Origin of the sequence: Paraburkholderia youngii, assembly GCF_013366925.1 — a bacterium.
GTDB lineage: Bacteria > Pseudomonadota > Gammaproteobacteria > Burkholderiales > Burkholderiaceae > Paraburkholderia > Paraburkholderia youngii.
In genome coordinates this window covers 2,844,375-2,865,563 of the sequence record NZ_JAALDK010000001.1, presented here as the reverse complement: position 1 = coordinate 2,865,563, position 21,189 = coordinate 2,844,375, and the positions used below count along the sequence as shown (strand labels likewise).

The window sequence follows — 21,189 nt, the reverse complement described above, 5'->3', positions numbered from 1 at the left end:
ACACCCTCAAGCCCGCCGTCTCCCGAGCCGTAAACAAGTCAATCGATGCCCGATCGCGGCCACGCCCGACGAGCATCGCCCAATCCCCATTTCACGCCTGCCCATGAACTCATTCTTCTCGCGCCGCGCCAGCGTCGGCGCACGGCTTGCCGTGCTCTCGTGCGTGCTGGTCGCAGTGATTCTCAGCACCTTCGCGTGGGCGCTCGCACGGGCCGCCGGCGACCAGGTGCGCGACCAGGTGCTCGCGCGCATCGCCGACAAAGACCGCTCGATCGCCGCGATGATCGCGCTGTTCGACAAGGCGCTGTCGGCCGAGGTCGATCGATCGATGGCGCTATTCGCTAGCTTCCTGCCCACCGACTTCTCGCTCGACGACACGCAGAAGGTCGACATCGGCGGCACCGCGACGCCGACTTTCAAAGCCGGCGACAAGGTGCTGAACCTCGACTTCACGATTCCCGACCAGTTCCTCCAGCGCAGCGGCGCGATCGCGACCATTTTTGCGCGCAGCGGCGACGACTTCGTGCGCGTGACCACGTCGCTGAAGAAGCAGGACGGCACCCGCGCGATCGGCACGCTGCTCGACCGCAAGGGGCCCGCCTATGCGCCGCTGCTCGCGAACCGCACGTACACCGGCCTCGCCTCGCTGTTCGGCAAGCGCATGATCACGCAGTACAAGCCGATCACCGACGCGAGCGGCCGAGTGATCGGCGCGCTGTTCGTCGGCGTCGACGTGGACAAGGAGATCCAGTCGGTCCAGGACGGCATCCGCGCGCTGAAGATCGGCGCGAGCGGCTATTACTTCGTACTCGACGCGTCGAGCGGCGCGGAGCGCGGCAAGCTGCTCGTGCATCCGGCCGCCGCCGGCCAGAAAGCCGACGACGCGAATGCACCGTATCAGCGCATGCTCGACATGAAGCAGGGCGAGCTCGACTACCGCTCGGCCGACGCGACCCTCGGCGAGAGCGACGCGGGCGACAAGTTCGTGTCGTTCGTCACGGTGCCGGAGTGGCAGTGGCTCGTCGGCGGCGTCGCGCCGCGCGACGAAGTGATGGCCGACGTCGTGCGCACCCGCAACGCGTTCCTGCTGCTCGGCCTCGCGCTGGTCGGCCTGTTCGCGATCGTGTTCCTCATCGCGGTGCGGCGGCTCGTCAGCCGTCCGCTCGAGGAAGCCGCGCGTGCGTCCGAGCGCCTCGCCGCGGGCGATCTGAGCGTGCGCGTGGCACACGGCCGCACGCGCGCCGACGAGATCGGCCGTCTGATGCAGGCGATCGACGGCATCGGCGAAGGGCTCGCGCGCATCGTCGCGCAGGTGCGCAACGCGTCGGCCGGCATGTCGGCGGGTACCGAGAAAATCGCCGCCGGCAGCGGCAACATCGCGATGCGCATCGCGACCCAGGCTAGCAGCCTCGAGGAAACTGCCGCGAGCATGGAGCAGATCACGTCGACCGTGCAGCAGAACGCCGATCACGCGACCGAAGCGAACACGCTCGTCACGCAAGCCGCCGACGCCGCGCTCGAAGGCGGCCGGGCGGTCGAACGCGTGGTGTCGACGATGGGCGAGATCGGCCGCTCGTCGCAGAAAATCGCCGAGATCACGACGGTGATCGAGGGCATCGCCTTCCAGACCAACATCCTCGCGCTGAACGCGGCCGTCGAAGCGGCGCGCGCGGGCGAGCACGGCAAGGGCTTTGCGGTCGTCGCGTCGGAAGTGCGCGCGCTCGCGCAGCGCAGCGCGGCGGCAGTGAAGGAGATCGAGGGGGTGATCGCGGCGTCGGGCGCGAACGTCGACAGCGGTTTTCGGATTGCCGAAGAAGCGAGCGCGACGATGCAAGGCATCGTCACTCAGGTCGGTCAGGTTCGCGCGATCATGAGCGAGATCAACGTCGCGTCGCGCGAGCAGTCGGGCGGCATCGAGCAGGTCAACCGGGCGGTCACGCAGATCGGCGAGGCGACGCAGCAGAATGCGACGATCGTCGTCGATGCGGAAACCGCCGCGGCCGAATTGCGCGAGCAGGCTGCGCGGCTCGCGCAGCTGGTCAGCGTGTTCAAGCTGGAAGGCGAGCGCGGCTGACGGATCTGCCTACTGCGGGCGGCGGCGCACGGCGCCCGCCGCGCTCAGAACTCGACATCCAGTTCGTCGATCTCCTCGACCTCCTGCCGCGCTAGCGAGATCCACTCGCGCATTTCGGGCAGCGCCATGATGTGCTGCCCGTATTCGACGATATCCGGCTCGAGTTGCACGTCATAGGTCACGAAACGCGTGACCACCGGCGCGTACATCGCGTCCGCCGCGGTCCGCTCGCCGAACAGGAACGGACCGCCGTACTCCTTCAGGCATTCACGCCAGATCGTCACGATCCGCTCGATATCCGACTGCGCGCGCGCCCAGACCTTGAAGCCCGGGAAATGCGCCTTCAGGTTCATCGGCAGCGCCGAGCGCAACGACGCAAACCCCGAATGCATCTCGCCGCAGATCGAGCGGCAATGCGCGCGGGCGCGGATCTCATGCGGCAACAGCGCGGCTTGCGGCTTCAGCTCGTTCAGATATTCGGCAATCGCCAGCGTATCCCAGACCTTGACGCCGTCGTGCACGAGGCATGGCACCAGAATCGACGGCGAGAGCAGCAGTAGTTCGGCGCGCGTCGCGGGGTCGTCGATCGGCACGACGAGCTCCTCGAACGGCAAGCCGCTGAACTTCGTCAGCAGCCAGCCGCGCAGCGACCACGACGAATAGTTCCTGCTGCTGATCGTGAGCGTAGTATTTCCCATGCGTGTGTCCTCCAGATCGGGTATCGCGCCGCGCGTGCCTGCACTCATGCACGCCGCGGTGCGCGCGCGCACCAAAGCGCGGCAAGGCCGGCCCGTTTCGCCTACGTACGCAAGTGATATGCCGACGCACGCGAGACATGCCGCGACATACCGCGGCACACCGGGCGACGCGCGCCAGCGCCTGGCGCACCGCTTGCTTTTATTCGGGTTCCTGTTTTTCTGGCGCATTCGAGTGAAAGTATGAATCTGTTCGCCTATCCCGCCTATCAGGCCTGCGCCGACATGCTGCTGCCGCTGCGACACGGCGCGGCGCTGGCGAACCACTCGCTCGATGCGTGGCCGACATTCGCGGCTACGCCCCACGGACGCTCGCTGCGCGCGACCTGCGAACTGCTGATACTCGGCGGACTCACGCCGACGCGGCCACCGTTCGGCATCGACAGCGTCGTCACCGAAGGTGGGCCGGTCGCGGTGGTCGAGGAAGTCGTCGCGCGCACGCCGTTCTGCTCGCTGCTGCATTTTCGCAAGGACGCCGTGCTGTCGACGCCGCAGCCACGCGTGCTGATGGTTGCGCCGATGTCGGGACACTTCGCGACGCTGCTGCGCGCAACCGTGCGCACGATGCTGCCCGAGCACGACGTCTATATCACCGACTGGCACAATCCGCGCGACGTTCCGCTCGGCGAGGGCCGCTTCGGCTTCGACGAGTTCGTGCGCCACGTGATCGACTTCACCGCGACGATCGGGTCCGGCACGCATCTGCTGGCGGTCTGCCAACCGACCGTCGCGGCGCTCGCCGCCGTCGCGCTGATGGCCGCCGACGACCATCCCGCGCAGCCGGCCAGCATGACGCTGATGGCCGGCCCGATCGACACGCGCATCAATCCGACCCGTGTCAACGAACTGGCGAGGAGCCGGCCGATCGAGTGGTTCGAGCGCAACCTGATCAGCGCGGTGCCGTTCGGCTTTGCGGGCGCGCAGCGTCGCGTGTATCCGGGCTTCGTTCAGTTGGCCTCGTTCATGGCGATGAATCCTGGCCGCCACGCCGACTCGTTCGAAACGATGTACTACGAGCGCGGCAAGGGTGATCCGCAAAAAGCCGACACCATTCGCACGTTCTACGAAGAGTACTTCGCGACGATGGATCTGACGGCCGACTTCTATTTGGAAACCGTCGACACGGTCTTTCAGCAGCATGCGCTGCCGTTGCGCGCGCTCGAAGTCGAGGGGCGTCTGGTCGAGCCGTCGAAGATTCGCCGCACCGCATTGCTGACCGTGGAAGGCGAAAAGGACGATATCTGCGCGGTCGGTCAGACGCTCGCCGCGCAGGACATCTGCGATCGTCTGCGGCCGTACCTGAAGACGCATTACGTGCAGACGGGCGTCGGCCACTACGGCGTGTTCAGCGGACGTCGCTGGGAGCGGCACATTTATCCGCGCGTGCGGGCCGTGATTTACGACAACGAACCGCGCGCGGTGCTCGTCAGTTCACGCGCGCGTCCGATCCAGCCGGTGCCCGCGGCGACCGCGGCCGAAGTCACGGCGGCCGCGCCGGTCGCGGCCTCTGTTGTCGGAGTGGAGGTGGATGCGCCCGTAGGCGGGAGCGGCAACGGCGATTCCTCGGCCCAATCGTCCGGGCAGCCGTCACGCAAACCGCCGTCCGTGACGTCCTGAGCGTTCAGGCCGTTGGCCGGATCATCTGGAACATCTCGCCGATCTGCGCATAGTCGGCGCGATAGCCCGCGCGCATGATCGGCTGCGCGGCGTGCGTGTCGAACAGGCCGTCCTTCAGATAGGCCTCGTCGATATGCACGCCGACCACCTGGCCGAGCGACAGATAGTTGTCCAGCGGCTTGCCGTCGACATCATGCAGACGCACGATCTGCAGCAGCTTGCATTCGAGCGCAGCGGGCGATTCGGCCACGTGCGGCACCGCCACGTTGCGGCCCGGCGCGGGCGTGAGCCCGGCCAGTGCGAACTCGTCGACGTGCGGCGTGACCGGCGCCGACGAGCGGTTCATCTGCTCGGCAAGCGGCCGGGTGGCGAGATTCCACACGAATTCACCGGTCGCCTCGATGTTGGCGAGGCTGTCCTTGCGGCCCTCGCTGCTGAAACCGATGATCGGCGGAAAGGTCGCGAACGCGCCGAAAAAGCTGTATGGCGCAAGGTTGAGCGCGCCTTGCGCATCGCGCGACGAAATCCAGCCGATCAGCCGTGGCGCGACGATCGCCTTGAAAGGATCGTGCGGCAGGCCGTGACCGGCGGCGGGATCGTAGAAGTAGTGAGACATGACTTGAGACTCGTGTGATGGTCAGCACAAAAAGCGGCGCAGAAGCAGATCCGGAACGGCTACTTATACAGCACTAGCCGCGCCCGATCACGCGCTTGCGCCCCTCCTTGACCCGCGCGATCCGCGCTTCGTCCCAGTCATGAAAACCCGCGCCGCTGCGCACGCCGACCCGCCCGGCGTCGACCTGCGCGCGCAGCAGATCGATCACGTCCTCGTCCTTCGCGAGTTGCGGCATCAGATGCGACGCGATGTCGACGAAGGTGTCGAGCCCGCCCATATCCGCGCTTTCGAACGGTCCGACGATGCCCCAGCGGCGTCCGAGCGAAGACTTCATCACGCGATCGACGACTTCGGGCGTTGCCGCCCCCGAACGCACGATATGTAAGGCCTCGCGCAGCACCGCGAACTGCAGCCGATTGCCGACGAAGCCAGCAATCGCCTTCGCGAGCACGACCGGCTCCATGCCGATCGCGCTCATCAGCCCGGCGGTTTGCTGCACGACTTCGGGCGCGGTCTCGGTGCCCGGCACGACCTCGACGAGCGGAATCATGTGCGGCGGGTTCCAGAAATGCGCGATCACGAAGCGTTCCTTCGCACGCAGCGGGGTGGCGAGCTGGTCGGGCGGGAAGCCGCTGGTGTTGCTCGCGAGGATCGCATCGTCGGCGAGCAGGCCGGTCAGTGTCGCGTAAAGGCGATGCTTGAGTTCGAGCACCTCGGGAATCGCCTCGATCACGAAGCGCGCTTGCGCGACCGCGGCGAGCTGCGCATGCGTTTCGATGCGCGCGAGCGCCGCCTGTTTGGCGGCATCGTCGATCCGGCCCGCGTCGATCAGCTCGTCGAGCACCGCTTGCGCTTTCGGCGCGACGCTCGCGAGCCGGGCCGGATCGACGTCGTGAACGATCGTCCGGTATCCATGCAGCGCGGCCTGCGTCGCAATGCCGACACCCATCAGTCCGGTGCCCACCACCCCTATCGCCACGTCCTGCGTCGTCTTGTCCACACGCACTCCCCGCTACCATCGATCAAAGTCCCGAAGCATAGCGCAGCACGCTGCATTCCCCCGGTGGGACTTGCAAGGCCAAATGCGACGAAGCCGGTCTTTCCGTGGAGGGAAGACCGGCTTCGTGGACTCACGCCGCCTGTTGCGGCGCGGTCAGGTGCGCATTAGTAGCGCGGGGGCGGCGGGCGGTGATCGTCGTGATAGCCGTCTCGATGGTGCGGATCGTAGTCGCGCGGATGACGGCGCATCCAGTCGTCGTGCGCCCAGTAGCGGTGGCCGTCCCAATAACGATCGCCGTGCCAGCCGATGTTGACCGATACCCCCGCCGGCATCATGTGCGGTTGATCGTACACGACCGGCGCCGGGCGGTGCTCGACGATCACGCGGTCTTGCGCGAATGCGCTACCAGCCGCGACGAGCGCGCCGCCCGCGAGCAGCGTTGCGATCAGCGAGCGCGATGCCTTGCCAAAGGTTTTCATAATGACCTCCCGTCAAAGTGTTATTCCAGGCCAGCGTCCGTGTTTGCCCGGATCGTGCGATTCACTTCCGAACCAGACGCCGTACGCTTGAGACCCACTTTAGCGGCCCGCATCGCGTGAAGACGTTAGCACTTGTAAGCGCACATTTCATAGTCGGAGGCGGCTGACGGAAGCTCGATTTCGCTTTCTCACTGCATTGAACAAGGCTTACACGGCGTCGCTGTCGTTCTACCCGCCACACCAGCATGAAAGCCGGTTACATTCATTTCGGCCCCGAAATATTCCGCAAGCGCAATGGTGCATCGCGGTAAAACGCCGCCCAAAAAACAAAAAGCCACGATTCGCATTTCGCGAATAGTGGCTCAATGAATAGCGCACCCGAGGTGCGCGCCCCAGCGCGTCGTGTCGCGCTGAGGACTGTACGGCTGGACTTAGTCCGTCAGTTTGATGCCGAATAGCGTGGACTGCGCGCGGCGCAGACGCTCCGCTTCGCGGGCACGCGCCGCATACGAATAGTCCGAATCCAGCGGCAGATGAGGCGACGCAAAGAGGTCGCTGATCTTTTGGAACAGTGCAAAGATGAAGCTCATGGCGACTCCCGGTTAGTGACTGCATTGCTAGGGTTTTCCCTTAGCCATGATTATAGGGGTTTTCCCTAGGAAAAAGCTAGTGCAATGCAGCAAAATTTCGGTGCGGTCGTTGTCGCGGTGTCACGGGGCCGGGAGGTGTTGCATCGCGACAACATCCCCCGATTCAACGACCGGGTGGACGGCCGTGCTGAGCGCGAGCATGCCTCGCGTGTGTCGGCGCAGCGCTGGGCTGTAGGGGCGCGTTGGGAAGCGCGGCGGTGGGGGGCGTGACGGCGGCGGTCGCCGACGCCGCCTTCGCCGTCGCGGCCATCGCCGTATGCGCGTCGAGCAGGCTCACCATCGCCGCTTGCTGGTTCTGCATCATCTGTTCGATGCGCTGTTGCTGGGCCGTCGTCTCGTGCGTGAGGCGCATCAGCAGCAGCGTCTGCGCGATGCCGATCGCCACCGTCACCAGCAGTGCACCGACCACGATCGACAGCATCCATTTCACGCGCCGCGAATGATCGGTCGCGGCGCGGCGCTGATCGGCGATCACGCCATAGAGCGCATCGACCGTATCGGCGAACGCGGTGGCACGCGCGCGGTCGAGTTCCGGTTCCGAGCGTAGCGCGGTGGCAGCCGTGTCGGTGCGGCGCGCGTCACGCCATGACGTGGCGAATCCGGTGTGGTTGTCTGCGGACGCGGGCCGGGGTGTCGTCAACGGCGCGGTGGTCGAGGACTTGTCGTCCTGTTTCGGCGTCACAGCCTCTGGCGAGGCGGACTGAGTACGCGTCACGGACTCGTTGGTGGACTTGCGCGCGCTACTGTCGTCGTCGGTCGCGGCGGACGTTGCGGACGAGGCTGGAATCGCAGCCGCAGTCGCATCGCGCGATGCCGTCGCGGCTTTCGCAAAGGTCGCGGCGAAACGCGGCTGCGGCTTGCCCGCGCCCGCCGTCGCTGCCGACTCCGCTTCAGCCGCCTGACGCAATGCGGTCACGCTGCGCGCGACGGTCGCGGCGGCCATCGCCGAGCTCAGCGGCGCGGATGACTCACGCGAAGGTGGGGTGAGTTTGTCGTCGGTGTTTGCTCCGGCGTTCGGCGTTGCATCGTCGGAGGCGCCGTTCGCGGGCTTGCTTGCGGGCGCATCCGCCGCCGCCATCGCCGGTTCGACGTCAAAACCGCTCAACTGCTCGTTCACCGGCATCGGTACATCCAGTTTCGCAGCACGCGGTGCGCGGCGCGCAGTCTTGTCGAGCGCCATGTGTTCATCGAATGCGCCGACCGCCTGCAGCACCACGTCCGGCAATTCGAACCCGTGCAGCGTGCCTTGGCGGACGTCGATGTTCATCGCTTCGAGCGTCGCGCGGGTGGGATCGTCGGGGAACAGGTCGAGCGTGCTGTCGTCGCGCGCGACGCCGCTCAGTTGCGCGAGGCGTTGCGCCGAGCGCGCCGCGCGCGCCAGCTTGTTTTCGGTTTCAGTGGAGACGGCGCCCTGCCGCTGCTTCTTCGAAGCGACGCGCCGGGGCCTGGACTGAGGGGATGCTGCGGAATCTGCCATAGAGGAAAAAGCGGTCGTCGCCAGGAACGGGCGCCGGATGCCGCTCGTCATTGCCGTTGGAATATTTAGAGCCAGCATTGTCGCATGGCGCTCCGCCCGCGCCGAAGCCATTCCCCGACGATTTGCGCGCTTTCGAGCTCCTCGCGCGTTTCACGACCTCGCGTCGTCGCTGCGGAATTCCCGCACGTGCAATTGCCGAAGGCGCGCGCAGATCGACCCGTATCAGATCACCGAGCATCGTCGTTCCTCCTTATTTGAAATGAGCGGCAGCGAAGGCTCAACGCACGTCACGCCTCGTAGGCGTCGAGCATTCCGGATGCTTGACTCGAGGTGTCAGCGCGAGGCGTTTGCTTTATGCTAGGCCGCAGACCACAGCGACCCGGCCGAGCGGACCCCTGAGCCGCCACCTTGAGCGCCGCCTCGATACACTGCGCACGTTACGCGCCCGAACCAACCGACCATGCCAAGCACGACCCCTCCCCCCGCTTCGACGACCACCGCCGCGAACGCGCTGCGCGAGCACTTCGCGAACGTGGTGCTGCCGATGTGGCGCGGGCCCGGCTTCAACCACGCGTTGCAGCTGCCCTACGAAGCGCTTGACGCCACCGGAGCCGAGCCTTTGCCCGCGCAACGCTATCGGGCGATGGCGTGCGCGCGGCAGTTGTTCACGTTTGCGCAAGCGGGCGACATGGAACACGCGCGCGTGCTGTTCGATTCGCTGACGCGCACCTTTCGGGACGCCAACCACGGCGGATGGTTTTATAGCGTCGACGCGCTCGGCGTGCCGCTCGACACGACGAAGGACCTCTACACGCACGCGTTCGTCGTGTTCGCTTGCGCGGAATACGCGCGGCGCTCCGCCAACGTCGACGCGCTGAAGCTCGTACACAGCACGACCGCGCTGATCCAGTCGAACTTCGCGGCCGACGGCGATCTGTTCAACGCCGCGCTGAACGTCGACTTTTCGAAAGTCACCGCCACGCCGCTGCAGAATCCGCTGATGCACCTGACCGAAGCGTGGCTCGCCGCCTGCCAGGCGACGCGCGATAACGTCTTTGGCGCCGCGTTGCGCCGCCTCGCTGGCGCGGTCGCGCGACACTTCGTGCATGCGCCGAGCGGCTGCATCGCCGAACTGCCGATCGGTGCGAGCGGCAATCGTCTGGAGCCGGGACATCAGTTCGAGTGGTACTGGCTGGTCAGGCAGGCGGGCGCGCTGTTCGACGGAACGGGGCTAACGGAAGCGCTGGCGCGCGCTTTCGCCTTCGCGCAGCAGCATGGTGTGGACCCGAACAACGGCGGGGTGTGCGCATCGCTCGACGAGGCTGGCAATGTCAGCGACGCGACTCAGCGGATCTGGGCGCAGACGGAATACCTGCGTGCGCTCGCCTCTCACGACGATCCGGCCGTGCGCGCGGCGCTACCGCAACAGATCGCGCGTTTTCAGCGATGCTTTTTGCATGAACATGGGTGGTTCGAATGCAAGACGGCGAGCGGTGAAGTTGCGCGCGCCGACATGCCGTCAACCACGCCTTATCACTTGGCTACCGCCTACGCGGCGCTGCCCGAGGGTGCCGAATCGGGCGCGGAAACTTAGCCGAATTTGGACATCGATAAACGAAATTGAACGCTCGATCGTCTCAATAAAGAGCCGCATGCATGGACGACGATCCGCCGCCGGGTCGCGAGGAAATTAATGCCGCTGGTAAACCCTGGCGCGAAAAAAGTTCTCGCCAAACGTTCCCAAAGCGCGAAAAAACATCCAAACCGGGAATACCCGGATGCATGTTGATTGGCGTCTGTCATAAAGACGTGATACAACTCTTCCCTCGCGCTCGCTTTGCATTCGAGCAATGCGGTCGCGATGCAATACACAACATTTATTTGGATCAAAAATGGCAACAGGTACTGTTAAGTGGTTTAACGATGCAAAGGGCTTCGGCTTCATCACCCCGGACGACGGCGGCGAAGACCTGTTTGCACACTTCTCGGAAATCCAGGCATCGGGCTTCAAGTCCCTGCAGGAGAACCAGAAAGTGTCGTTCGAAGTCAAGCAAGGCCCGAAGGGCAAGCAGGCTGCAAACATCCAGTCGATCTAAGTACCTTCAGGTACTTTGAGACAGACTTGGGCGTCACGATAGGCCTCTAAAGGCCCCTGCGTCTAATGCAAATGGCTCGCTTTACGCGGGCCATTTTCTATTTCCGCGTCGCGTTTTCAAGCGTCGCTGCTTAAAGCGCATGCATTCCGGTTAATGCGAATTCAGCATTTACTGCGGACATTGGACTGCGCTGTTGCGTGCGCAACACACTTTCAGAAATTTCGAACACGGAAACGGCCTGTTTCAATTGCTCGGTCTGCTGATGCAGCGAAGCAGCCGCCGCTGCGGCCTGCTCGACGAGCGCCGCGTTTTGCTGCGTCATCTCGTCCATCTGCACGACCGCCTGGTTCACCTGCTCGATGCCGGTGCTCTGCTCGAGCGACGACGCGCTGATTTCGGCCATCATCTGCGTGACGCGCGAGATCGACGCCGACACATGGCTCATCGCTTCGCCGGCGCGCTCGACCAGCGCCGAGCCGCCCTGAATCTCCGCGACCGATTCGCTGATCAGCGTCTTGATTTCCTTCGCCGATTGCGCGCTGCGTTGCGCGAGGCCGCGCACTTCGCCGGCCACGACCGCGAAGCCCCGGCCCTGCTCTCCGGCACGCGCCGCCTCGACGGCGGCATTGAGCGCGAGGATGTTGGTCTGGAACGCGATACCGTCGATCACCGAAATGATCTCGGCGATTTTGTCCGAGCTCTGCGCGATGCCGCGCATCTTGTCGACCACCTGGTTGACGACTTCGCTGCCGCGCGACGTTGCATCGAGCGCGGTCTCGGCGAGCGCGTTGGCTTCGCGCGCGTGATCGGCGTTCTGGCGCACGGTCGCCGTCAGTTCTTCCATGCTCGACGCCGTTTCCTCGAGCGATGCCGCCTGGTTTTCGGTACGTGCGGACAGATCGGCGTTGCCGGTCGCGATTTCGTTGGCGCCGAGATGGATCGAGTCGGCCGATTCGCGCACGCTACTGACGGTGCGTGCGACGCTCGCCTGCATCGTCGCGAGGCCGGAGAACAGGCGGCCGATTTCGTTGCTGCCGCGCGCGGCGATCGGTTGATCGAGACGGCCTTGCGCGATGCGCTCGAAGTGGCGGCCCGCCTCCTCGAGCGGTGCCACGACGCCGCGGCGCAGCGCCGTATAGACGGCAAGCGTGCCGGCGACCAGCACGAGCAGAATCACCACGCTGACGATGCGAAACGCCGCCACGCGCGCATCGATCGAAGCTAGCGACGCGCGGCTCGCGGCGTCGCCGAATTGCTCGAAGTTGTGCACTTCCGCCAGATAGGCGTCCTGAAACGATTGCGTGGGTTGATAGAGGAAGGCCTGAATGTTGTTCGAGTCGAGATACTGCACGAGCTCCGCGAGCGCGCCGTGCAGCGTCTTGTAGCGTTCGGCGAGCGCGGTGGCGCGCGCGCTGTCTTCGTCGCTGGTCTTCTGGGCGCTCATGAAGCCCGCGAAAGACTGATCGGCGGCGGCGAGCTGTTCGCGAGCGTGCTGCACGATGTCCGTCGGCTCGGCGCCGCCGCGCACCATGCGCGTGCCGGCGCGCGACAGGTTGATGCGCGCGTCCATCAGGCGCTGCGTCGTCTGGTTGACCGCGTCGACCTGCTTCAGCGCGATGCTCGCCAGATCGCCGACGTCGTCGTGCGTGCGGGTCAGCGACCAGAACCCCAACCCTACCGTGACGAGCTGGAAGACGCAGAACGCGGCCAGAACACATAGCAGGCCGGATGCGACCTTGATCTTGCTGAACATCGGGGACACCTGGGAACAAAGGATGACGGAGGCTACACCAGGGTTAACGGCAGCCCGATTAATGGCTTGAGGTCAAATCCCGCAAAAAGCGCCCTACGTGCACGTTTCATCGGCGATCGTCGCGATTGTGGTCGTTTTGCGCAACAATGCTCCGTTCATCGCGAGGAATCACCTTGCGCAGTGCAGCGGCACTTCCTAGAGTGGGTAGGGACCGCGTGGCGCTCGCCGTGCGGATGTACTGCTGCACCGATGCACCACCCCGACCCTGCACGAAGGAACCACGATGACCGACCTACTCGACCGGGCGCGCGGCGCACTGCACGCCCAGCCGTTCAGCATGCTGCTAGGCGCGGAGTTGATGCACGCCAGCAGCGAAGAGCTCACCCTGTGTCTGCCGATTCGCGATGAACTGCGGCAGCAGCATGGCTTCGTGCATGGCGGCGTCATCAGTTATCTCGCCGACAATGCGTTGACGTTCGCGGGCGCGCTGTCGCTGGGTCCGCGAGTCGTGACCGGTGAATACAAGATCAACTATCTGCGCCCGGCGGTGAAGGGCACGCTGATCGCGCGCGCCAGCGTCGTCTATGCGGGCCGGCATCAGGCGACCTGCCAGTGCAGCGTGTTCGTGATGGAGGGGAATCGCGAGAAGCTGGTGGCGGTTGCGCAGGGGACCGTCAATCGGATTGGGGAGAATGGAGAGCAGGAGGCGGGCAATTAAAGCCGCGCGGCATGAAAAAGGCCGCTCCTGCGCGTAACAGGAACGGCCTCGCATTTCACAGCGACAAGACAGGAAGAGAAAGCGCGTTACTCCGCCGCGTAAGTCTTCTGCGTCTGCTCGCCCAGCCCTTCGATACCCAGACGCACCGTCTGCCCCGGCTTCAGGAATACCGGGTTCGGCTTCACGCCCATGCCGACGCCCGGCGGCGTGCCGGTCGAGATCACGTCGCCCGGCTGCAGGCTCATGCACTGCGACACATACGACACCAGCTTCGCGACACTGAAGATCATCGTCTTCGTGCTGCCGTTCTGGTAGCGATGGCCGTCCACTTCCAGCCACAGGCTCAGGTTCTGCGGATCGGCGACTTCATCGCGCGTGACGACCCACGGGCCGATCGGGCCGAACGTGTCGAAGCCCTTGCCCTTGTCCCACGTGCCGCCGCGCTCGATCTGCCATTCGCGCTCCGACACGTCGTTGACGACGCAGTAGCCGGCCACGTGCTCGAGCGCGTTCGCTTCGTCGACGTACTTCGCCGCCTTGCCGATCACGACGCCGAGTTCCACTTCCCAGTCGGTCTTCTTCGAGCCGCGCGGGATTTCGATGTCGTCGTTCGGGCCGCTGATCGCGCTCGTCCACTTGTTGAAGATGACCGGTTCGGCCGGCACCGGCAGATTCGATTCCGCCGCGTGATCCGCGTAGTTCAGGCCGATGCAGATGAACTTGCCGATCTTGCCGACGCACGGGCCCACGCGCGGATTTCCTTCGACGAGCGGCAGCGTTGCCGGATCGAGCGCGCGCAGTTTGGCGAGGCTTTCATCGCCGAGCACAGCGCCGTCGATATCGCCCACCACCTTCGACAGATCGCGAATCTTGCCTTGCGCGTCCAGCAGGCCCGGCTTTTCTTGGCCCTTCGGCCCATAACGAAGCAGTTTCATCGTTGCACTTTCCTTTACGTTCAGTAGTGTTCGGTTCGTCAACCAATCAGAATCAGTTCGACCATCCGCCGTCGATCACATGGAGCTGGCCCGTCGTGAACGACGACTCGTCGGACGCGAGATACAGCGCGAGCGCGGCGATTTCCTCCGGCTTGCCGATGCGGCCCATCGGCTGACGCGCGACGAACGCGGCCTGCACCGCATCGACCGACGCGCCCTGCGCCTGAGCCTGCGCGGCGATTCGCTGTTCGAGCGACGGCGAGGACACCGTGCCCGGGCAAATCGCGTTACAGCGTACACCACGCGTGACGAAATCCGCGGCGACGGACTTCGTCAGCCCGACCACTGCGGCTTTCGACGCACCGTACGCGAAGCGGTTCGGCACGCCCTTCACGCTCGACGCCGCCGACGACATGTTGATGATCGAGCCGCCGCCCTTCTCCAACATGGCTGGCAAGAACGCGCGAATCATACGGTACATCGCCTTCGCGTTGAGGTCGAACGCGAAATCCCAGTCCTCCTCGCTGCATTCGAGGATATTGCCCGCATGCACGTAGCCCGCGCAGTTGAACAGCACGTCGATCGTGCCGACTTCCGCGGCGAGCGCCTTGATCGCCGCGCCGTCGAGCACGTCGAGCTTGCGCGCCTCGACCGGCTTGCCAGCGAGTCCGTCGATGCGGATATCGGTGGCGATCACGCGCGCGCCTTCGCGCGCGAACAGTTCGGCGGTGGCGAGACCGATACCTTGTCCCGCCGCGGTGATCAGGGCCGTTTTGCCGGCCAGTCTTTGTGTCATCTACGACTCCAGTTGAATGGGCTGCTAACGAAATCAAAGCCGGTAAAACGCGGCGGCGTTCTCGCCGAACACGGCGTCGCGCTCGGCGTCGCTCAACGACGCGAGCAGCGTGGTCGCCACCGAATGCCACAGCAGATAGTCGCCGTTCAGTTCGAGCACGGGCCAGTCGCTGCCCCACATCAGCCGCGCCGGGCCGAAAGTGTTCAGCAGATGCTCGACGTAGGGCCGCAGCGTGTCCTCGGTCCAGCCGGGCGACGCCTCGGTCGCGAGACCAGACAGCTTGCAGTGCACCTGAGGGAATGCGGCGAGCCGGGCAATCGCATCGCGCCACACATCGTAGCCCGCCGGGCCGAAGCGGATCGGCGGCTTCGCGCCATGATCGACCACCATGCGCAACGCCGGAAAACGCTGCGCGAAAATCTCGACGTACTGCACGTGACGCGCGTAGATCAACGCATCGAACGCGAGGTCGTGCGCGATCAGTGCGTCGATCGCCGGCGTGAGGTCGGGGTTCGCGATCCAGCCGTCGTCGGGCAGGTCCTGCAGCATCGGCCGCACGCCCTTGAACTTCGGCTCGCGCGCGAGCGCCTCGATCAGATCGGGCGCGTTCGGCAACAGCAGCGGCACCCAGCCGACCACGCCCGCGATCGACGGCTCGTGCCGCGCGATGTCGAGCAGGTAGCGGGTTTCGTCGAGCGTCGGCGCGGCCTGCACGACCACGGTCCGCTCGATGCCGGCCTGTTCGCGCAACGGCTTCAGATCATCAGGCCCGAACGGCCGGTAGAGAATTTTCAGCTCCGGTGTCAGCCACTCGTAGTCGCCCCGCGCGGGGTCCCAGTAGTGCTGGTGAGCGTCGATCGGCATGGTCGGTTCAGTCCTCGGGCGCGGGCGCGCGCGGGTCGAGCAGGCCCGCGTCGCGCAATGCGGACCACAAGGCCGCGGGGATCGGCTGCTCGAACGACGCGACGTTCTCGCGCAATTCGTCGGCACTGCGCGCGCCGGTCAGCACGGTGGCGACCGCCGGATGCGCATACGGAAACTGCAACGCGGCAGCGGCGAGCGGCACATTGTGCGCGCGGCATACCGCCTCCAGACGCGCGACGCGCTCGATCACCTCGGGCGGCGCTGCGCCGTAATTGAATTTCAGATCGCCTTCGACGCCGCGCGCCAGAATGCCCGAATTGAACGCGCCGCCGAGCAGAATGCTGACGCCGCGCGCCTCGCAGGCGGGCAGCAGGTCATCGAGGGTGGTCTGCTCGAGCAGCGTATAACGCCCCGCGAGCAACGCGCAATCGATATCGCACTCGGCCATCGCGTCGAGAATCACCGCGCCTTCGTTGACACCGAGGCCGACCGCCTTGATCGCGCCGGTCGAACGCAGGCGCTCCAGCGCGCGGAAACCGCCGCCTTCGGTCAGTTGCCGCCAGTAGTGCGGATGCCGGTCGCCGTGCGTGACGCGGCCGATGTCATGCACGAGCAGGATGTCGATATCGACGATGCCGAGGCGCTGCTGGCTGTCCTCGAACGAACGCAGAATGCCGTCGTGCGTATAGTCGTAGATCGCTTCGAACGGCAGCGGATTCTGCCAGCCTTCGCGGTCGTCGAATGGCGACGTGCGCGGCACGAAGCGGCGGCCGACCTTGGTCGACAGCACATATTCGCCGCGCGGATAGTGGCGCAACGCGGCGCCGAGCCGATGCTCGGCCTTGGTGTTGCCGTAGTGCGGCGCGGTGTCGAAGTAGCGCACGCCCGCGTCCCAGGCGGCGGCGATGGTCGCATGGGCCTCCTCCTCGGACAGGTCGCGATACAGGCCGCCGAGCGGCGCCGTGCCGAGCCCTAGTCCGCTCACCTGCAACGAGCCGCGGCCGATCCGGCGCCGTTGCCCGATCCTGGATCCGATCGATGCCGACATGAGCGTGTCTCCCTATTTTGTGGTGTTTTTACCATGCGACGGGCCCAATGCGCAGCCAGAAAAGGCGCGCCTCGCTCACCCGTACATTCATTCACCAATGAACGTATTATTCATATTCGAATTTTTCCAAGTCAAGAAAACTGCGCGACGCGATGCCCGGGGTTTTCCCTGGACAGCAGACATTCAGTTCGCGAAACGCTGCGCGCGCGCCAGATAATAAGAAATCCCGACGAGATCCCCTACCCTCACGATGGACGCCGAAGACAAAGACGACGACCGCTACCGCGCCCCCGCACTGGATAAAGGCCTCGACATTCTCGAGCTGCTGTCCGAGCAGAAGGAAGGACTCACGCGCGCCGAAATCACGCGCCACCTGGGCCGCAATGCGAGCGAGATGTACCGGATGCTCGAACGCCTCGTCGCGCGTCAATACGTGGTGCGCTCGGCGGCCGGCGACCGCTACTCGCTGAGCCTGAAGCTGTTCGCGCTCGCGCACCGTCATCCGCCGATGAACCGGCTGATCGCCGAAGCGCTGCCGCTGATGCAGCGTTTCGCCGACGCGGCCGAACAGTCGTGCCACCTGGTCGTCTACGACCGCGGCAACCTGCTGGTGATCGCGCAGGTCGACGGACCGGGCTCCTGGGGCATGTCGGTGCGGCTCGGCTCGCGGGTCGGTCTGATCGACACCGGCTCGGGACGCGTGATGCTCGCGTTCCAGAGCGTCGAGCAGCGTCAGCAGATGCTTGCCGAGCACACCAAGGTGAAGGGCGAAGTGACGCTCGATCGCGACGCGCTGGAGGAGGCCTGCGAACGCATCCGCGCGGCGGGCTTCTGGCAGAAGGACAGCCAGCAGACCTTCGGCGTCACCGACGTGACGTTCCCAATCCTCGCGCCGTCGGGACAGGCGATCGCGGTGCTCACCTGTCCGTATCTGCGGCGGATCGACGAATATGTCGCGCCGACGCTCGAAGCGGCCACCACGCTGCTGCGCGACACGGTGCAAGCGCTGTCGATGTTCCGCGAGCAGGCCGCGTGATCGACAAGGTGCGCGGCAAGTTGCGCGACGACGTTCGTGCGGCTGCACGCACGCGCACTTGGTTTAGAATGGCGGCCCTTCCAAAATATCGCCGCATGACGGGCTCATGCGCGCGCATCGATTGAGCAATGGCCAAACTTCTGACCGATTCCGAATTCCAGCGTTTTTCCGAACTCCAGCAGAAGCAGTCGAGCTTCACGATCACCGCGGCAGAAGCCGACGAACTGCGCGACATCGTCGCTCACGCGCAGAAGCGCCGCGACGACCGCGCCGCCGCGATGCAAAGCATCGAGACCTTCATCCAGCAATTCGACATCACGCCCGACGAGCTGTTTTCGCCCGAGCAGATCGGCGAAGCGGCGCGCACCTACGGCCTGATTCCGGCCGCGCGCAAGGAGCGCGTGCTGCCGCCGTCGCTGACGTTCAACGGCAAGCCGTACCAATGGACCACCCGCCCGCTGCCCGATGAAATTCGCGTGCCGCTGTTCGACGCGTTCAAGGGCGGCGAGTCGGTGAAATCGTTCATTTCGACGCTGAAGGACGCGAACCGCTGCGCCGCGACGATCGCGCGGCTCGAGCGCGAAACCGGGGCGGTGTATGCGCAGGCATGGCTCGATGAGCTGTCGGTCACGCGCGCGCAAGTCGATGAGGCGGCGCAGAAGCTGGCGGCGTGAGGTGATGAAGCCGTGCGTTGAGCGGCTCGCGACCTAAGCCGCTCAAACCCCCGGCTGATTCTGCGCGGCGGACTTCGGCTCCGCCCCCGCCGTTTCGTCGAGCGCCATCCGGAAGCCGACCACGCCGGGGTCTTCGGTCCGCGTGATCGTGAAGCCGCTGGCCTTCGCCAGCGCGATCATCGCGGTGTTCTCGCGCAGCGCCTCACCGATCAGCCAGTGCGTATCGCGCGCCCGCGCGTATGCAATGATCCGCTGCATCAGCAACTGGCCGAGGCGGCGCCCCTTCTGGTCCGAGCGCACGGTCACCGCGAATTCGGCTGTCTCGTTGTCGGGATCGGCCACCGCGCGCACCACGCCGAGCGTCTGCGCGACGCCGTCTTCGTTCTCGACCGTCGCGATCAGCGCCATTTCCCGGTCGTAATCGATCTGCGTCATGCGCGCGAGTTGCGAGTGGTCGAACGCGCCGACCGCACCGAAAAAACGCAGCCGCAAATCTTCCGGCGTCATCGCGTTCACGAACTCGCGATGCGCGTTTTCGTCTTCCGGGCGAATCGGCCGTACCGTTATACGCATACCCTGCCAGTCGATCGTTTCCTCGAAGCGGCGCGGATACGGCACGATCGCGAGACGGCTGCGCTTCCCGCCGACCCGCAACACCGGATCGACCACCGTCACGCGGTCCGGGTAGACCCTCAGCTTCAACGACAGGCCGACGATCTCGCGCACGTCGCAAACCGCTTGCGACAATGCCGTCAACGCGGCGAGCGTCGGCTCCGGCGCGACCAGCCTCGCGTATTGCGAACGGGTGACGATATCGCGCGCGAGCATCGGATTGAGCGGCGGCAGGCCGTACACGTGCAACCCGCTGGAAACGCCGTCGATCGGCGGCGCGGCGAAGCGGAACACGGGGCCGAAGTTGTCGTCGTCGTGCAGTTCAACGGCGACGTCGACGATGGGTTTTGTCGCGCTGTCGGCATCGGCGCACGGCGCAGCGGGGCCGGGCGCAGTGGCGCCCCCTTCTTCCACACCCTCCACCTGCAACCCGAATCGCGCCAGAAACCGCGCCGCCGCGTCCCCGGCGAGCTCGCTTTCGCCCGCCGCCAACGCTTCGCGAGCCTGCGCCTGGGCGGCGTCGATCGACTCGGGAATCTGCGCGGGCAGGCCTTCCGGCGTTTGCATCAGCAATTCGCGACCCAGCCGGTAATCGACCAGACGGGCGAACGCGCGCGCGAGCCGCTGCGGCGTCGTGTGCACCGGGATGCCCTGCGCATGCAGCGCGTCGCGCCTCGCCGCATCGACACCGCCGAAGAAGCATGCGAGCAGCCCGCGATACGCAAAGCGCTGATGCTCGATCAGCGCCTGCGCGACGTCGTCGACGGGCGCGCCATGCGTCGATGCGTGCACCACGACGGCGGTGCCGGTCTCGCGATACTCGCCGAGCAGCTTCAGCGCGGTGCCGAAGTGCTCAGGACGAGCGCCGTCGCCGAGCAGCAGCGGATTGCCGCCCACCGCGAGCGGCAGCGCTTCGCGCAGCGCGTCCGACGCCGCGGCCGGCCACGGCGCGAGCAGGCCGCCGGCGGCGCTGAATGCGTCGCGCGCGAGCGTCGCGAGACCCCGGTCGCTGGTAATCAGCGTCGCGGTGGCGCCCGCCGCCACACGGCCGACGCCGAGGGTTTCGATTTCGTCGAGCAGATCGTCGAGCGCGTCGACGCGCACGAGGCCCGCGCGCCGGAACGCCGCTGTATAGAGACCGTCGGCGGGATCGTCGCGGCCGGAGCGCAGCGCGAGCACCGGCTTGTTGCGCGCCGCCGCGCGCGCGGCCGACATGAACTTGCGCGCCGCCCGCACGCTGTCGAGTTCGACCAGGATCGCGCGGGTGCCGGGGTCGCTCGCGAGGTAATCGAGCACGTCGCCGGCATCGACGTCGGCCTCCGCTCCGAGCGCCACCGCATGCGAAAAACCGAGCCCGCGCGCTCGAGCCCAGCCGAGCACCGCGTTGGTCAGCGCATTCGACTGCGACACCCAGGCGACGCCGCCCGCCTTGACCGTGCAAGACGGTGCGCCCAGATGCGCGCCGAGCGCCGGCGACACCACGCCGAGACTACCCGGCCCGACGATGCGCAACAGATGCGGCCGCGCCGCCGACAGCGCGTGCCGCAGCTCCAGCCGGTCTTCATCGCTGCGCGCCTCGCCGACGATGATCACGGCGCGCGTGCCCATGCCGCCGAGCTTGTGGATCAACGAGGGCCATGTCGCGGGCGGCGTGCAGATCACCGCGACGGTGGGCGCCTGCGGCAGATCGCTGACGTCGGAGATCACCGGGTGGACGCCGAGCTTCGCGTGCTTCGGATTGACCGGCCACAGCGGGCCGTCGAAGCCGCCTTCGAGCACGCGCGCCCAGACCATCGCGCCGATGCTGCCCGGCCGTTCGGACGCGCCGATCACGGCGACGGATTTCGGGCGAAACAGGGCGTCGAGATTGCGAACGGTCACGGTCGCTCCATGCGGTTGGACAGGAATTGGAGCCGGCTTCGCGGCGGGGCGGGTGGTTCCGTCAGCATAGGCGAAGTCGCGCGCTGCCGCCGGGACGTCGTGGCGACC

At 65.9% G+C, this 21,189-nt stretch carries 19 protein-coding genes; 7 read left to right on the top strand and 12 right to left on the bottom strand.

Annotated features, from left to right (window positions below; genetic code table 11):
* The first annotated feature begins 103 nt into the window (after positions 1–103).
* Positions 104–2,074, top strand: coding sequence for a methyl-accepting chemotaxis protein (locus tag G5S42_RS13305; protein WP_176107155.1), 1,971 nt, complete (start codon positions 104–106; stop codon positions 2,072–2,074).
* Positions 2,075–2,118: 44 nt separating this feature from the next.
* Here the strand turns inward: G5S42_RS13305 and G5S42_RS13300 are convergent, their stop codons facing one another.
* Complete coding sequence (locus G5S42_RS13300; RefSeq protein WP_176107154.1) at positions 2,119–2,772, bottom strand: glutathione S-transferase family protein; 654 nt, start codon at positions 2,770–2,772, stop codon at positions 2,119–2,121.
* Between the two features lie 240 nt (positions 2,773–3,012).
* Here G5S42_RS13300 and G5S42_RS13295 point away from each other — a divergent pair, with 240 nt between their 5' ends.
* Positions 3,013–4,446 carry a polyhydroxyalkanoate depolymerase gene (locus G5S42_RS13295; RefSeq protein ID WP_176107153.1) on the top strand — a complete coding sequence of 478 codons (1,434 nt, stop codon included), beginning with the start codon at positions 3,013–3,015 and terminating at the stop codon, positions 4,444–4,446.
* Positions 4,447–4,450: 4 nt separating this feature from the next.
* Here the strand turns inward: G5S42_RS13295 and G5S42_RS13290 are convergent, their stop codons facing one another.
* From G5S42_RS13290 to G5S42_RS13270, 5 genes are all read right to left on the bottom strand, one after another.
* Positions 4,451–5,062: a flavin reductase family protein gene (locus tag G5S42_RS13290; RefSeq protein WP_176107152.1), complete on the bottom strand. Its 612-nt coding sequence runs from the start codon at positions 5,060–5,062 to the stop codon at positions 4,451–4,453.
* A gap of 73 nt (positions 5,063–5,135) precedes the next feature.
* Positions 5,136–6,062, bottom strand: a complete 927-nt coding sequence (locus G5S42_RS13285; RefSeq protein ID WP_312883564.1) for a 3-hydroxyacyl-CoA dehydrogenase family protein — start codon at positions 6,060–6,062, stop codon at positions 5,136–5,138.
* A gap of 164 nt (positions 6,063–6,226) precedes the next feature.
* A complete protein-coding gene (locus tag G5S42_RS13280) occupies positions 6,227–6,541 on the bottom strand; it encodes a hypothetical protein (RefSeq protein WP_176107150.1) in 315 nt (104 codons plus the stop codon).
* Positions 6,542–6,972: 431 nt separating this feature from the next.
* Positions 6,973–7,131, bottom strand: coding sequence for a hypothetical protein (locus tag G5S42_RS13275; RefSeq protein WP_176107149.1), 159 nt, complete (start codon positions 7,129–7,131; stop codon positions 6,973–6,975).
* Between the two features lie 163 nt (positions 7,132–7,294).
* Positions 7,295–8,668, bottom strand: coding sequence for a hypothetical protein (locus G5S42_RS13270; protein ID WP_176107148.1), 1,374 nt, complete (start codon positions 8,666–8,668; stop codon positions 7,295–7,297).
* Positions 8,669–9,128: 460 nt separating this feature from the next.
* On the opposite strand from G5S42_RS13270, the gene G5S42_RS13265 reads away from it, so the two are divergent.
* On the top strand, positions 9,129–10,262 hold the full coding sequence (locus G5S42_RS13265; RefSeq protein WP_176107147.1) for an AGE family epimerase/isomerase: 1,134 nt from the start codon (positions 9,129–9,131) through the stop codon (positions 10,260–10,262).
* Between the two features lie 298 nt (positions 10,263–10,560).
* Complete coding sequence (locus G5S42_RS13260) at positions 10,561–10,764, top strand: cold-shock protein (protein ID WP_013092907.1); 204 nt, start codon at positions 10,561–10,563, stop codon at positions 10,762–10,764.
* A gap of 130 nt (positions 10,765–10,894) precedes the next feature.
* Here the strand turns inward: G5S42_RS13260 and G5S42_RS13255 are convergent, their stop codons facing one another.
* Positions 10,895–12,517, bottom strand: coding sequence for a methyl-accepting chemotaxis protein (locus G5S42_RS13255; protein ID WP_176107146.1), 1,623 nt, complete (start codon positions 12,515–12,517; stop codon positions 10,895–10,897).
* A gap of 283 nt (positions 12,518–12,800) precedes the next feature.
* On the opposite strand from G5S42_RS13255, the gene G5S42_RS13250 reads away from it, so the two are divergent.
* Complete coding sequence (locus G5S42_RS13250) at positions 12,801–13,235, top strand: PaaI family thioesterase (protein WP_013092905.1); 435 nt, start codon at positions 12,801–12,803, stop codon at positions 13,233–13,235.
* Between the two features lie 86 nt (positions 13,236–13,321).
* On the opposite strand, the gene G5S42_RS13245 is transcribed toward G5S42_RS13250, so the two are convergent.
* Genes G5S42_RS13245 through G5S42_RS13230 form a run of 4 tightly spaced genes read right to left on the bottom strand, consistent with a single transcriptional unit; the run spans position 13,322 to position 16,878 of the window.
* A complete protein-coding gene (locus G5S42_RS13245; protein ID WP_176107145.1) occupies positions 13,322–14,170 on the bottom strand; it encodes an ureidoglycolate lyase in 849 nt (282 codons plus the stop codon).
* 52 nt (positions 14,171–14,222) lie between these two features.
* Entirely contained in the window at positions 14,223–14,966 is a 744-nt protein-coding gene (locus G5S42_RS13240; RefSeq protein WP_176107144.1) for an SDR family oxidoreductase, read from the bottom strand.
* Between the two features lie 33 nt (positions 14,967–14,999).
* The gene (locus G5S42_RS13235) at positions 15,000–15,830 is read right to left on the bottom strand and encodes an amidohydrolase family protein (RefSeq protein WP_176107143.1); all 831 of its coding nucleotides are present in this window, start codon (positions 15,828–15,830) and stop codon (positions 15,000–15,002) included.
* A gap of 7 nt (positions 15,831–15,837) precedes the next feature.
* Complete coding sequence (locus G5S42_RS13230) at positions 15,838–16,878, bottom strand: aldo/keto reductase (RefSeq protein WP_176107142.1); 1,041 nt, start codon at positions 16,876–16,878, stop codon at positions 15,838–15,840.
* 250 nt (positions 16,879–17,128) lie between these two features.
* Here G5S42_RS13230 and G5S42_RS13225 point away from each other — a divergent pair, with 250 nt between their 5' ends.
* Entirely contained in the window at positions 17,129–17,914 is a 786-nt protein-coding gene (locus G5S42_RS13225; protein ID WP_176107141.1) for an IclR family transcriptional regulator, read from the top strand.
* A 128-nt stretch (positions 17,915–18,042) separates the two neighbouring features.
* Entirely contained in the window at positions 18,043–18,588 is a 546-nt protein-coding gene (locus G5S42_RS13220) for a hypothetical protein (protein ID WP_013092899.1), read from the top strand.
* A 42-nt stretch (positions 18,589–18,630) separates the two neighbouring features.
* On the opposite strand, the gene G5S42_RS13215 is transcribed toward G5S42_RS13220, so the two are convergent.
* The gene (locus G5S42_RS13215) at positions 18,631–21,081 is read right to left on the bottom strand and encodes a bifunctional acetate--CoA ligase family protein/GNAT family N-acetyltransferase (RefSeq protein WP_176107140.1); all 2,451 of its coding nucleotides are present in this window, start codon (positions 21,079–21,081) and stop codon (positions 18,631–18,633) included.
* Between the last annotated feature and the right edge of the window lie 108 nt (positions 21,082–21,189).

Coding starts and splice junctions, on each gene's coding strand:
- G5S42_RS13265 (WP_176107147.1), top strand. CDS start 9,129: ATGCCAAGCACGACCCCTCCCCCCGCTTCGACGACCACCGCCGCGAAC.
- G5S42_RS13300 (WP_176107154.1), bottom strand. CDS start 2,772: ATGGGAAATACTACGCTCACGATCAGCAGCAGGAACTATTCGTCGTGG.
- G5S42_RS13230 (WP_176107142.1), bottom strand. CDS start 16,878: ATGTCGGCATCGATCGGATCCAGGATCGGGCAACGGCGCCGGATCGGC.
- G5S42_RS13255 (WP_176107146.1), bottom strand. CDS start 12,517: ATGTTCAGCAAGATCAAGGTCGCATCCGGCCTGCTATGTGTTCTGGCC.
- G5S42_RS13290 (WP_176107152.1), bottom strand. CDS start 5,062: ATGTCTCACTACTTCTACGATCCCGCCGCCGGTCACGGCCTGCCGCAC.
- G5S42_RS13245 (WP_176107145.1), bottom strand. CDS start 14,170: ATGAAACTGCTTCGTTATGGGCCGAAGGGCCAAGAAAAGCCGGGCCTG.
- G5S42_RS13270 (WP_176107148.1), bottom strand. CDS start 8,668: ATGGCAGATTCCGCAGCATCCCCTCAGTCCAGGCCCCGGCGCGTCGCT.
- G5S42_RS13305 (WP_176107155.1), top strand. CDS start 104: ATGAACTCATTCTTCTCGCGCCGCGCCAGCGTCGGCGCACGGCTTGCC.
- G5S42_RS13280 (WP_176107150.1), bottom strand. CDS start 6,541: ATGAAAACCTTTGGCAAGGCATCGCGCTCGCTGATCGCAACGCTGCTC.
- G5S42_RS13295 (WP_176107153.1), top strand. CDS start 3,013: ATGAATCTGTTCGCCTATCCCGCCTATCAGGCCTGCGCCGACATGCTG.
- G5S42_RS13240 (WP_176107144.1), bottom strand. CDS start 14,966: ATGACACAAAGACTGGCCGGCAAAACGGCCCTGATCACCGCGGCGGGA.
- G5S42_RS13235 (WP_176107143.1), bottom strand. CDS start 15,830: ATGCCGATCGACGCTCACCAGCACTACTGGGACCCCGCGCGGGGCGAC.
- G5S42_RS13250 (WP_013092905.1), top strand. CDS start 12,801: ATGACCGACCTACTCGACCGGGCGCGCGGCGCACTGCACGCCCAGCCG.
- G5S42_RS13225 (WP_176107141.1), top strand. CDS start 17,129: ATGGACGCCGAAGACAAAGACGACGACCGCTACCGCGCCCCCGCACTG.
- G5S42_RS13275 (WP_176107149.1), bottom strand. CDS start 7,131: ATGAGCTTCATCTTTGCACTGTTCCAAAAGATCAGCGACCTCTTTGCG.
- G5S42_RS13260 (WP_013092907.1), top strand. CDS start 10,561: ATGGCAACAGGTACTGTTAAGTGGTTTAACGATGCAAAGGGCTTCGGC.
- G5S42_RS13220 (WP_013092899.1), top strand. CDS start 18,043: ATGGCCAAACTTCTGACCGATTCCGAATTCCAGCGTTTTTCCGAACTC.